A 10,862-nucleotide genomic window follows, 5' to 3' on the forward strand; every position below is an offset into this window, starting at 1 on the left:
TCCAAGTGCCGAGAGGCGGCTAGGACCAGCGGCCGATGTGCTGAGCTGTGCCTTCGCCCTAGCGTGACCGGCATGACGACGATCGTTGAGGAGAAGCCGGCCCCGGCCGGCGTGGTGTCGGCGCCGTACCGTGCGCTGAGTTTCGGGCTCGTGGCCATCGTGACCCTGCTGGCGTTCGAGGCGATGGCGGTGGCCACGGCCATGCCCGTGGTGGCCCGCGAGCTGGACGGCATGCCCCTGTACAACCTGGCCTTCAGCGCCACCCTGGCGGCCAGCGTGATCGCGACCGTGCTGGGCGGGCGGTGGAGCGACCGGCGCGGGCCGCTCGAACCGATCGCGGCCGGGGTGGTGACGTTCGTGGCCGGGCTGCTGCTGGCGGGGTTCGCGCCGACCATGGAGGTGTTCGTGGCCGGCCGGTTCGTGCAGGGGCTCGGCGCCGGGGCCACCCAGGTCGCCCTGTACGTGCTGGTCGCCCGCGTCTACCCCGCCGCGCTGCATCCGAAGGTGTTCGCGTTGTTCTCGGCCGCGTGGGTGGTGCCGTCGATGGTGGGCCCGGCGATCGCCGGGTTCGTGGTGCAGAACGCCGACTGGCGGTGGATCTTCCTCGGCGTCTCGCTCATCGTCGTCCCGTCGGCGCTGCTGCTCTGGCGCGGCACCACCGGCCGCGACCTCGGCACGGGCAGCGGAGAGCCCGCGCCGGGCGCCGACCCCGCCCCCGCGCTCGGCCGCAAGCTGGTCTGGGCCGCGGTGACGGCCGTGGCCGCCGCGCTCATCCAGTACGGCAGCGCCCTGGAGCTGGCCGGCCTGCCCCTGCTCGCGGCGGGCGTCGTCCTGCTGGCCGTGGCACTGCCCAGGCTGCTGCCGACCGGCTCGCTGCGGGCCGCGCCCGGCCTGCCGAGCGCGCCGGTGCTGCGCGGGCTGGCGTTCGGCTCGCTCACCGCCGCCCAGGTGCTGATTCCCCTCATGCTGATCAACGAGCGCGGGCTCAGCGCCACCGCCGCCGGCATCGTCCTCACGGTCGGCGCGCTCGGCTGGTCCACCGGCTCCTGGCTCAAGGGCCGCGGCCGGATCAGCAACCTGCTCGCGGTCCGCGGCGGAGCCGCCCTGCTCGCGACCGGCCTCGCGCTGGTCACGCTCGTGCTGGTGGACTCGGTGCCGCTGGCGCTCGCGCACGTCGCCATGGCGGTCGCCGGACTCGGCATCGGCATGCTGCACCCGACGGTCTCGGTGCTGGTGCTGGAGATGTCCGCGCCGGGGGAGGAGGGCCAGAACAGCGCCGCCGTGGGCGTCGGCGAGTCGGTCTTCACCGTGGTCGCCGTCGCGGCCAGCGGCGCGATCTTCACGGCCTCGGGCGGCAGCTACGCGGCCGGTCTGCTCACCGCCGTCGCGCTCGCCGTGCTGGCGTTCGCGCTGGCCCCCCGTTTGGTCCGGTCCCGCACAGCAGGCACTATGGAAGTGACCGTGCCCTGAAGTGGGCCGTAAGAGGGGGGTACATGCCGCGAGTGCGTGAGCTCGAGGTCTTCCGGCTCGTCCTGCCGTACGGCAGGAGGTCGGAGACCCTGCTCGTGAAGCTCACCGACCAAGGCGGCATGACCGGGTGGGGCGAAGCGCTCTCCCCTCAGCCCAAGACCTGGTCGAAGCTGGAAGAGACGCTGGCAGCCCTGCTCATCGGCGTCGACTGGGAGCACCCCGACGCCGTCCCGAGCGGCGATCCGGCGGTCGACATGGCCTGCTGGGACCTGTGGACGAGGATGCGCGGCGTGCCGCTCGCCGAGGCGATCGGCGGCACCCGCACCTCCCTCATGGCCACCGTCCGCCTGTCGCCCGATCCGTCCACGGAAAGCCTGGTCAGCCGGGTCAACCAGCAGGTCTGCGCCGGCTACGGGCACGTCACGCTCGACGTGCGTCCCGGCTGGGACGTCGAGCCCGTACGCGCCGTCCGGGCCGCCTACCCCGCGCTGACCCTCGCCGTCGACTGCGGCAACGCCTACACCGAGCAGGGCCAGCTCGTCGCCCTCGACTCCTACGGCCTGGAGGTCATCGAGCGGCCGTTCGCCACCGGCGACGTCTACGCCCACGCCGCGCTCCAGGACGAGGTGACGGCCTCCGTGGCCGTCGAGGTCGCCTCCACCGCCGAGCTCGACGACTTCCTCACCGTACGGGCCGCGCGGGTGCTGCTGCTGCGGCCCACGGCCTTCCCGTCCCTGAGCGAGGCCCGCCGCGCCCACGACCGCGCGGCGGCGGCCGGCTGGGACATCCAGTGCGCGGGCGGCCAGGGGATGGGGCTGGCCAGGGCGGCCACCGTCGCCGTCGCCAGCCTGCCCGGCTGCACGCTGCCCTGCGACGTCACCCAGCCGCCTCGCCAGAACCAGCTCGTCACCCCGATCGTGGGGGCGAACGCGGGCGTCATCGCCGTCCCGCTGACGCAGTCCGGGCTCGGCCACGACATCGACGAGACCCGCCTGCGCCGGATGGCGAAGGAGACCTTCCACGCCTGAGGCCGGTGTTCGCCGAGCGCGTACCGGCCGGGCGGCCCGGCGGACGCGCCGACGTGGTGGAGTTGGCCGGAGAGCCGGGCGCGGCGGGACCGTCCGGGCTGCTGCCGGAGGTGGGCTGATGGCGAAGGACCCCGACGAGGACGCGATCCGGCTGGCCGGGGAGTCGCTGGCGGCCGGCGATCCGCTGGGCTGGTTCGAGCGCCTCTACGCCGAGTCGGCGTCCGGCGAGGCGATCGTGCCCTGGGACTCGCGCGCCCCGCACCCCCTGCTCAGCGAGTGGGCCGAGGCCCACGCCGACGGAAAGGGGCGGGCGCTCGTCGCGGGGGCGGGGCTCGGCGACGACGCCGAACACCTCGCCGGGCTCGGCTACGACACCGTCGCCTTCGACGTGAGCGAGTCGGCGGTGCGGCTGGCGCGCGAGCGGTTCCCCGGGAGCCGGGTGCGCTACGAGGTGGCCGACCTGCTGCGCCCGCCGGAGGAGTGGCGGCGGGCGTACGACCTGGTGGTGGAGATCATGACCGTGCAGGTGCTGCCGGAGCCGCTGCACGCCGCCGCCACCGAGGCGGTCGCCGGGTTCGTCGGCCCCGGCGGCACGCTGCTGGTGATCGCCACCGGGCGGGAGGAGGGCGGGCCGGTGTTCGCGCCGCCGTGGCCGCTGACGCCGTCCGAGATCGCCGCGTTCGCGACGGACGGCCTGGAGCGGGGCACAGTCGAGGACCTGCGGGACGGCGGGCGCCACCGCTGGCGGGCCACCTTCCACCGCTCGCTCACGGCATGAACGGGCCGAGCGCCGTGCTGCCCGAGGAGGCGCTGCACCTCAGCAACGGCGACGCCACCGACGTGCCGGGCACCGGGCTCGCCCGGCGCGTGGTCTACTGGCGCGACGTCCTGCACGAGGGCCCGGTGCCGGAGGTCGCCCCGGCCGAGCTGCGCCGTGTCCGCGCCGATTACCTCACGGCCTGCCACGGTGCCGAGCGCGAGGCGACGCTGCGCGCCTTCACCGAACGCGACCAGGCCCTTGAGGACAACCGCGACGGCGCGTACGTCCTGTGGTTCGAGGCCGACCTGTACGACCAGCTCCAGATCGTGGAGATCCTCGCCCGCCTGGCCGCCCTGGGCGTTTCCGCAGAGCGGGTGACGCTGATCTGCATCGGCGAATACCCCGGGATCGCTCAGTTCGGCGGCCTCGGGCAGCTCACCGCCGAGCAACTGCGCGAGCTGCCCGGCACGGGAGCGTGCGCCCGGCTGACCCCGGCGGCGCTGGAGCTGGCCACCCGCGCGTGGGCGGCCTTCCGCGCGCCGACGCCCGAGGGCCTGGCCGCCATCGCCGCCGCCCGGCTGGGGGAGCTGCGCTTCCTGGGCGAGGCGTTCGACCGGCTCGGCCGCGAATACCCCTCCACCCGCGACGGGCTGTCGCTGTCCGAGCGCCGGGTGCTGGCCGCCGTCGCCGCCGGCGCGCCCGACGCGGGCACGGCCTTCGTCCGGGCCGCGGCACGCGAGCCGCGGCCGTTCATGGGCGACCTCACCTGCTTCGACCGGATGGAACGGCTGGCGCGGGGCCCTCACCCGCTGCTCGACCTCGACCCGGCCGCCGGGCCGGTGACGCGGGCGACCCGACTGCGCCTGACGGACACCGGCGCGCGCGTCCTCGCCGGCCAGGCCGACCAGGTCACGCTCAACGGCGTCGACCGGTGGATCGGCGGCGTCCACCTGCACGGCCACCAGGTGGCGTGGCGCTGGAACGAGGCCACGGAAACCGTCACCCCCGCCTGACGTGTCACTTTCCCACTGCTGTTCCTGTTTCGGTCGCGCAATTGCGGACAATCTGCAACCTAGGTTGCCTGGAGTTTTGCAACCTGGGTAGCCTAAACTGCGTGATGAGGAAGCGGGAGCTAGAACGCCGGATGCGTAAGCTCGCAAAGGAATACGGCGTGCCTGTGCGCTCCACTGAAGGCGGCAGTCACACCAAGTGGCACGCCGGTTCAGAGGCGATGCCCGTCCCTCGCCATGCGGAGGTCAACGAGCGGACGGCGAAAGGAATCTTAGAGAACTGGGAGAGCATCCTCGTCGAGGCCGCGAAGGAGCAGGAGGGTCAGTGAGCGCACGCGACACTTACATCATCACCGCTGGCAGGAGCGGCCACTGGTGGGCGTTGACCGTCTGCGGGCCCGGCCTCAAGCGCGGCTACCACACTCAGGTTAAGCGCCTGGAGCACGCCGAGGAGATGGCTCGCGATCTCGTGGCCACGATGCTCGACGTCGACGCCTCCGAGGTCGACGCCGATTTCGAGCTGACGGTGGCCGACGAGGACGTGGCCACCGAACTGGAGGCCACATTGCTGGCCCGCCTCGCCGCCAGGGTGGCCAAGCAGCAGGCCGCGGAAGTGACGCAGACGACCGTGGCCGATCTGGCACGCAGAGGCTATGTCCACCGCGACATCGGCTACCTCTTGGGCATCTCCCATCAGGCCGTCGGGAAGCTGCTGCAGGAGGCGGAGGAGGCAGCCGCACCCCGCTCTGCGGACGCTTTCAGCAGAATGGAACTGCTGAGGTCGCTTCTTCCTGATGTGCCCGAGGGTGATCCGACGCCTGCCACGTTGGGCAAGCTCAGGGCATTGAGGGAACGGCTGCGCGATGGCGCCGGTGCCGCGGCGGAGCCGGTCAAAGGGCGATGAGCCGTACGCGGCCTGCCCGGGTGGAGCAGGGCGTCGGTCACCGGCTCGATCCTGACGGGGGGTCAGGTGGGGCGGTGGCCGGACTTGGCGAGCCGGATCAGTCCGTACATGTGGGGGCGGAGCTCGGCGAAGCGGGGTAGGGAGCGGGACGTCCTCCAGCGCAACCGTCGGCGAGTTGGACAGCACGATGACATGCTGCCCGAGCTAGACCGACTCGTCGATGTCGTGCGTGACGAACAGCACCGTGACCCCGAGCCGCCGCCACAGCGAGCGGACGAGGTCCTCCAGGTCGGCGCGGGTCTGGGCGTCCACGGCGGCGAACGGCTCGTCCATCAGCAGCAGGCGCGGCTCGTACGCGACCGCCCGCAGGTCGCGGACGGCCTCGACACTCAAGCCCCGTCCCTCGTAGACCTTCCGCGACCCGCGGACGTCCAGCATGGCGGTCATGCATCAGCGCCCTCGCTGTGCCGTAGGCAAACCTGTGTACCACCGCGGCAGCCGGGCCTCCACCGCCCGGAACGCCGTCGGCAGGGCGATGCCGACGAGCCCGAGCAGGATCATGCCGCTCCACATCTGCTCGCTGATCACCATGAGGATGATCCCGATGGGCAGCGCCTGGCGCGCTGACGACGGCGGGGACGATGGCGCTCAGAGGGCGCCGCCGCAGCCCTCCGTCAGGCCCTTGACCGGGTCGTCGTCCGTCCCGGACTGCTGCTTCTTCTTCGGGGCCTTCTTCTCCGGAGTCTTGGTCGGCGAGGGGTCGGCCGACGCGCCGCTGTCGGCGTTCGCCGGCGTGGCGGGCCCGGTGGCCGCGACGGCCGGGCTCGCGGCGGAGGAGTCGCGGATGGCCTTGGCCGTGATGCCGCGGATCTTGTCCCAGTCGGGATAGCCCGTGTTGATCAGCGGCGGCACGAACTGCACGCTCGACACCTTCGCGTTCTTGACCTTGAGAGCCAGCGGCACCAGGTTCTTCAGCATCGAGAACGGGATGTCGGTCCTGATCAGCTCCTTGGTGGCCAGGGCGATGCGGTTGAAGCGGGTCAGCACCGTCGCCGGGTCGGCCTGGGTCAGCAGCGCGCCGAGCACGCACCGCTGGCGGCGCATCCGGGTGAAGTCATCGCTGTTGGTGCGCGAGCGGGCGTACCACATCGCGTCGGCGCCCTTGAGCTTGCGCGTGCCGGCCTTGACCAGGCCCTCGTTGTAGCGGCCGAACACGACGTCCGTCTCGACGGTGAGCGTGATGCCGCCGATGGCGTCGATGAGGCGGGCGAAACCCCACATGTTGACCAGGGCGTACCAGTCGACCCTGAGGCCGAGGGTGTAGCCGATCGTGTCCATCAGGACCTTGGGGCCCTGGTGCTGCTTGCCGCCGAAGATCTCCGGGTGCGCGTCGGCGTACTCCCAGACGCTGTTGAGCAGGTCGCTGCGGCCGCCGCCGGGGTCGGCCGGCAGGCGGAAGCCGCTGGGGAAGCGCTCGGCCATCGGCGTGCCGGGGCGGAAACGCACGTCCTCCAGGTTGCGCGGCAGGCTGAACAGCACGGTGTTGCCGGTCTCCACGTCCACGCTGGCCAGGTTCATGCTGTCGGTGCGGACCCCCACGCGGTGGTCGTCGGCGTCGCCGCCCAGCAGCAGGATGTTGACCCGCTTGCGTCCCGCCCACGGGTCCTCGGGCGAGGGCTGGGCCGTGGCCGGGGTGCCGGCGTCGGCGCTGAGCCCGGTGCCCGGGTCGGCGGCGGCGTCGGCGGGCTCCTGGAAGATGTCGTTGATCGTCGCCTGGGCGGTCCAGGCCAGGTTGCCGAGCGCCCCGAACGGCACCACGACGAGCACCGCCATCAGCCCCGCGAGCGTGCCGGTGAGGATCTGCCCGCCCTGCGACAGCCCGCTGGGCCGCAGCACCACGAACGAGTGGACGATCAGGGCGAACCAGGCCACCCCGAGCGCGATCGTGCCGGCGATGACCGCCGTCATGGCGGTGTTGTCCATCAGGGCGCCGACCAGGTCGCCGGTGTCGACCGCGAGCCACACCCCGAGCGCGGTCAGCAGCAGGACCGCGTAGCAGGACAGCAGGACCAGGCCCGTCCTGCGGCGGCCCGCGCGCAGGTGCGCCGCGCCCGGAGCCAGCGCCGACAGCGCCAGCCAGCCGAGCACCGCGCCGGTGCTCACCGGTTCCTTTGCCTGCACGACATCCCCGTTTCCCCGTAAAGGTCTCCATAGGCCACCGGACCGAGGCGGCAGCATACGCACCGAAAACGAATGATGTCGTTATCGGCAGGTGAACACCACTGACCGAATAAGATTCGGTTCATGGCCTTCACCGAGATCGCGTACGACGTGGCCGACCGCGTGGCCACCCTCACATTGTGTCGCCCTGAGCGGCTGAATGCGTTCACGCACACCATGCGCGTCGAGCTCATCGAGGCGTTCGACCGGGCCGACACCGACGACGGGGTCCGCGCGGTGGTGGTGACCGGCGCGGGCCGGGCCTTCTGCGCGGGGGCGGACCTCGGCGGGGGCGGCGGCACGTTCGGCCACCGGGAGCGGGGCGAGACCGTCGAGGGCGCGCCGCGCGACGGCGGCGGCACCGTGGCCCTGCGCATCGCCCGCTCGCTCAAGCCGGTCATCGGCGCGATCAACGGCCCGGCCGTGGGCGTCGGCGTGACGATGACGCTGCCGATGGACGTGCGGCTGGCGGCCGAGTCGGCGCGTTTCGGGTTCGTCTTCGCCCGCCGCGGCATCGTCACCGAGGCGGCGTCGAGCTGGTTCCTGCCGCGGATCGTCGGCATCGCGCAGGCCATGGAGTGGGCGGCGACCGGCCGCGTCTTCCCGGCCGCCGAGGCGCTGGCGGGGCGGCTGGTGTCGCGGGTGCTGCCGGACGCGGAGCTGCTGCCGGCGGCGTACGCGCTGGCCAGGGAGATCGCCGACAACACCTCGGCCGTCTCCGTCGCCGCGATCCGCCGCCTGATGTGGTCCGGGCTGTCGGCGAGCTCGCCGTGGGAGGCGCACGCCGCCGACTCGCGGCTCATGGCCGAGCTGGGCGGCGGGGCCGACTCGGTCGAAGGGGTGACCGCGTTCCTGGAGAAGCGGCAGGCCGACTTCCCGATGAAGGTCAGCGAGGACCTGCCGCCGGGTGTACCGTCCTGGCCCGACAATCCTTATGGTCTCTGACATGTACGAAATCACCACTCTGCGGCTGCCCGACGATTTCGAGGGCGAGGTCGTCGCGACCCTGGTGGCGAGGACCGCGGGCGCCGCGTCCCGCAGGGCGGTGCTCTACCTGCACGGTTTCACCGACTACTTCTTCCAGGACCACCTGGCCGAGCACTACGTCCAGCGCGGCATCGACTTCTACGCCCTCGACCTGCGCAAGTACGGCCGCTCCCTGCTCCCGCACCAGACCAGGGGCCTGATCAGGAGCGTCACCGACTACTTCCCCGAGATCGACGAGGCCGTCCGCCTCATCCGGCGCGACCACGACGAGCTGACACTGAACGCACACTCCACCGGCGGCCTGGTCGCCGCCCTGTGGGCCGACCGGGTCCGCGGCCGGGGGCTGGTGCAGGGGCTCGCGCTCAACAGCCCGTTCTTCGACCTCAACGTGCCCGCGCCGCTGCGGATGGCCGCCGACCTGCTGCGGACGCCGCTGTCGTACACCCGCCGGCCGCTCCCGCTGGGCGTCAGCACCGTCTACGGGCAGACGCTGCACCGCGACCACGGCGGCGAATGGGACTACGACCTGCAGCTCAAGCCGCTCGGCGGGTTCTCCGTGCACGCCATGTGGCTGGCCGCCATCCGGCGGGCCCAGCGCCGCCTGCACAAGGGGCTCGCGGTGGACGTGCCCGTGCTGGTGCTGGCCTCGTCGAACGGCCTGCGGGTACGCGACTTCGTCCCCGAGGCGCGTTCGGCCGACATCGTGCTCGACCCCGCCCACATCGCCCGCTGGTCCACCTCGGTGGGGCCGCACGTCACCTGCGTACGGATCCAGGACGGCGTGCACGACCTCGTGCTGTCGGCCGAGCCGGTGCGCAAGCAGGTCTTCGCGGAGCTGGACCGCTGGATGAGCACCTACATCCACCAGGGAGACGCTCACCAGGGGAACGCGAAGAGGCCGTAGTAGGCCGCCGCCACCATCAGCAGGCCGGTGCCGCCCAGCACGCCCGCCACCGCGACGTGCTGCCAGCGGCCCGGCCGCATGCCCTCGCGCAGCGCCGACAGCACCGCCGCCACCGCCGTGACCTCCTGCACCAGCATGAGCACGGCGAGGATGCGCACCACGAGCCAGCCGGCCAGCACCGCCGGCCACGCGCCCGCCTGGTTGATGGAGAACAGCACCAGCAGCGTGATGAACGCGACCACCGACGCCAGCAGCCCCAGGCTGGTCCACGCGATCCTGACCAGACGGCGCCGGATCGGCGGCCACAGCCGGGCGTTGGCCTCGGCGACGACGAGCGGATGGCCGCGGCCCCGCAGCCGGACGACCACGGCGGCGACCGGCCCCGCCACGTAGCCGACGGCCGCTAAGCAGATCGTCAGGCCGAGCATCGTGCCGCCCGCGTACCAGGGTGCCGCGGGGACGTCGCTCGCCTCGAACCGCTGCACCGGCGTCGCGCCCGCCAGGTGCGCCGCCGGCTTGGCCGTGGCCGGCAGGCCGCTGATCCAGTTGCCGAGGGTCTCCAGGTAGCCCTTGGCGAACGGCCCGCCACCGACCCGCATGGCGTGGTCGCCCTGACCGATGAAGCGGATCGTGTAGTCGTCGTTGCCGGCCCTGCCCATCGCGGTGACGAGCGCCTTGGTGGACTCCACGAAGGGGATCGAAGGGTCGGTCGTGCCGTAGAACGCGAGAACCGGCACCTTGATCCCGCTGAGCGCGGGCATCGCGTCGTAGCGCAGGAACGTGAAGCCGACCCCGCCCATCGCCCTGGTCAGCAGGTCGCGCGCGCCGATGGGAGCGCGCAGCCGCAGCAGTTGCTCGTTCAGCGCCCAGGCGACCTGGCGCAGCGGGGAGACGTTCGGGGACGACACCAGCACCACGAACCCGACCGCCGCGCTCTTGGCCGCCGCGATCGGCACCACCCAGCCGCCCTCGCTGACGCCCCAGACGCCGACCCGCGCCGGGTCCACCTCGGGCAGCGCGCGCAGGTACTCCACCATGCGCAGCGCGTCGTCGGCGAGCAGGCCGAAGTCGCGCTCGCGGAAGTCGTAGCCGACCGTGCGCTTGTCGAAGGCGATCGTCACCACGCCCGCCTTGGCCAGGAACTCCGCCTGCGGCGTGAACTCCGTGCGCGAGCCGTTGCCCGACCCCGACACGAACACCATCGCCGGATGCCGCCCCGGCGTCAGCGGCGTGCGCAGCGTCCCGTAGAGGCGCTGCCCCTCCGCCGCGACCGAGATCTCCTGCCGGCGGATCGCGGCGGTCGCCGCCGGCGGCTTCAGCTCGTGCTCGGGCTGCGGCGGGATCGCCTGGAAGGCGGGGTCCGCCTTCAGCGGCGGAGGGTCGAAGGCGGGCGGCAGGACGTAGCCGACCGTCGCGAGCGCCACCAGCACCAGACCGGCGGCGATGCTCAAGGTGCCCCGGCCCGTGCGCATCGGCCTCCCCATGTGCGTTGGTTTGCCCGCCGATCTTCTAGCGTACTCCCGGCTCCTGGGACCAGTGGGGCCACATTTGTCGGTGAGAGCTGTTAGCTTCCTGCGAC

The 10,862-nt window shown here is 72.6% G+C and carries 12 protein-coding genes; 8 read left to right on the top strand and 4 right to left on the bottom strand.

From position 1 onward, the window contains the following. The first annotated feature begins 72 nt into the window (after nucleotides 1-72). From AC27IY_RS38125 to AC27IY_RS38150, 6 genes are all read left to right on the top strand, one after another. Nucleotides 73-1,470, top strand: coding sequence for an MFS transporter (locus tag AC27IY_RS38125; protein ID WP_487180973.1), 1,398 nt, complete (start codon nucleotides 73-75; stop codon nucleotides 1,468-1,470). A 23-nt stretch (nucleotides 1,471-1,493) separates the two neighbouring features. Continuing rightward, a complete protein-coding gene (locus AC27IY_RS38130; protein WP_364444623.1) occupies nucleotides 1,494-2,498 on the top strand; it encodes an enolase C-terminal domain-like protein in 1,005 nt (334 codons plus the stop codon). 118 nt (nucleotides 2,499-2,616) lie between these two features. Next, on the top strand, nucleotides 2,617-3,276 hold the full coding sequence (locus AC27IY_RS38135) for a class I SAM-dependent methyltransferase (RefSeq protein ID WP_487180974.1): 660 nt from the start codon (nucleotides 2,617-2,619) through the stop codon (nucleotides 3,274-3,276). Beyond that, entirely contained in the window at nucleotides 3,273-4,271 is a 999-nt protein-coding gene (locus AC27IY_RS38140) for a hypothetical protein (RefSeq protein WP_487180975.1), read from the top strand. The genes AC27IY_RS38135 and AC27IY_RS38140 overlap by 4 nt, the downstream gene beginning before the upstream one ends. Nucleotides 4,272-4,372: 101 nt before the next feature. Then, a complete protein-coding gene (locus AC27IY_RS38145) occupies nucleotides 4,373-4,597 on the top strand; it encodes a hypothetical protein (protein ID WP_487180976.1) in 225 nt (74 codons plus the stop codon). Next, nucleotides 4,594-5,172: a hypothetical protein gene (locus tag AC27IY_RS38150; RefSeq protein WP_487180977.1), complete on the top strand. Its 579-nt coding sequence runs from the start codon at nucleotides 4,594-4,596 to the stop codon at nucleotides 5,170-5,172. Before AC27IY_RS38145 ends, AC27IY_RS38150 begins: the two co-directional genes overlap by 4 nt. Before the next feature lie 204 nt (nucleotides 5,173-5,376). On the opposite strand, the gene AC27IY_RS38155 is transcribed toward AC27IY_RS38150, so the two are convergent. Genes AC27IY_RS38155 through AC27IY_RS38165 form a run of 3 tightly spaced genes read right to left on the bottom strand, consistent with a single transcriptional unit; the run spans nucleotide 5,377 to nucleotide 7,353 of the window. After that, entirely contained in the window at nucleotides 5,377-5,619 is a 243-nt protein-coding gene (locus AC27IY_RS38155; protein ID WP_435874955.1) for a hypothetical protein, read from the bottom strand. 3 nt (nucleotides 5,620-5,622) lie between these two features. Further along, nucleotides 5,623-5,763: a hypothetical protein gene (locus tag AC27IY_RS38160; RefSeq protein ID WP_487180978.1), complete on the bottom strand. Its 141-nt coding sequence runs from the start codon at nucleotides 5,761-5,763 to the stop codon at nucleotides 5,623-5,625. A 57-nt stretch (nucleotides 5,764-5,820) separates the two neighbouring features. Continuing rightward, nucleotides 5,821-7,353 (bottom strand): LCP family protein, encoded by a 1,533-nt coding sequence (locus AC27IY_RS38165; protein WP_449945918.1) that lies wholly within the window; start codon nucleotides 7,351-7,353, stop codon nucleotides 5,821-5,823. 123 nt (nucleotides 7,354-7,476) lie between these two features. Here AC27IY_RS38165 and AC27IY_RS38170 point away from each other — a divergent pair, with 123 nt between their 5' ends. Next, entirely contained in the window at nucleotides 7,477-8,337 is an 861-nt protein-coding gene (locus tag AC27IY_RS38170) for a crotonase/enoyl-CoA hydratase family protein (protein WP_487180979.1), read from the top strand. Between the two features lies 1 nt (nucleotide 8,338). Beyond that, nucleotides 8,339-9,283 (top strand): alpha/beta hydrolase, encoded by a 945-nt coding sequence (locus AC27IY_RS38175; RefSeq protein WP_487180980.1) that lies wholly within the window; start codon nucleotides 8,339-8,341, stop codon nucleotides 9,281-9,283. On the opposite strand, the gene AC27IY_RS38180 is transcribed toward AC27IY_RS38175, so the two are convergent. Beyond that, nucleotides 9,256-10,755 (bottom strand): alpha/beta hydrolase family protein, encoded by a 1,500-nt coding sequence (locus tag AC27IY_RS38180; protein ID WP_344211962.1) that lies wholly within the window; start codon nucleotides 10,753-10,755, stop codon nucleotides 9,256-9,258. The two genes, AC27IY_RS38175 and AC27IY_RS38180, sit on opposite strands and share 28 nt — an antisense overlap. Nucleotides 10,756-10,862 lie beyond the last annotated feature (107 nt).

The sequence above is a fragment of the Nonomuraea sp. B208 genome, from assembly GCF_057536035.1.

Excerpts from the sequence above, each read along its gene's own strand:
- AC27IY_RS38160 (WP_487180978.1), bottom strand. The coding sequence starts at position 5,763 with ATGGTGATCAGCGAGCAGATGTGGAGCGGCATGATCCTGCTCGGGCTC.
- AC27IY_RS38135 (WP_487180974.1), top strand. The coding sequence starts at position 2,617 with ATGGCGAAGGACCCCGACGAGGACGCGATCCGGCTGGCCGGGGAGTCG.
- AC27IY_RS38175 (WP_487180980.1), top strand. The coding sequence starts at position 8,339 with ATGTACGAAATCACCACTCTGCGGCTGCCCGACGATTTCGAGGGCGAG.
- AC27IY_RS38125 (WP_487180973.1), top strand. The coding sequence starts at position 73 with ATGACGACGATCGTTGAGGAGAAGCCGGCCCCGGCCGGCGTGGTGTCG.
- AC27IY_RS38170 (WP_487180979.1), top strand. The coding sequence starts at position 7,477 with ATGGCCTTCACCGAGATCGCGTACGACGTGGCCGACCGCGTGGCCACC.
- AC27IY_RS38180 (WP_344211962.1), bottom strand. The coding sequence starts at position 10,755 with ATGCGCACGGGCCGGGGCACCTTGAGCATCGCCGCCGGTCTGGTGCTG.
- AC27IY_RS38140 (WP_487180975.1), top strand. The coding sequence starts at position 3,273 with ATGAACGGGCCGAGCGCCGTGCTGCCCGAGGAGGCGCTGCACCTCAGC.
- AC27IY_RS38155 (WP_435874955.1), bottom strand. The coding sequence starts at position 5,619 with ATGACCGCCATGCTGGACGTCCGCGGGTCGCGGAAGGTCTACGAGGGA.
- AC27IY_RS38130 (WP_364444623.1), top strand. The coding sequence starts at position 1,494 with ATGCCGCGAGTGCGTGAGCTCGAGGTCTTCCGGCTCGTCCTGCCGTAC.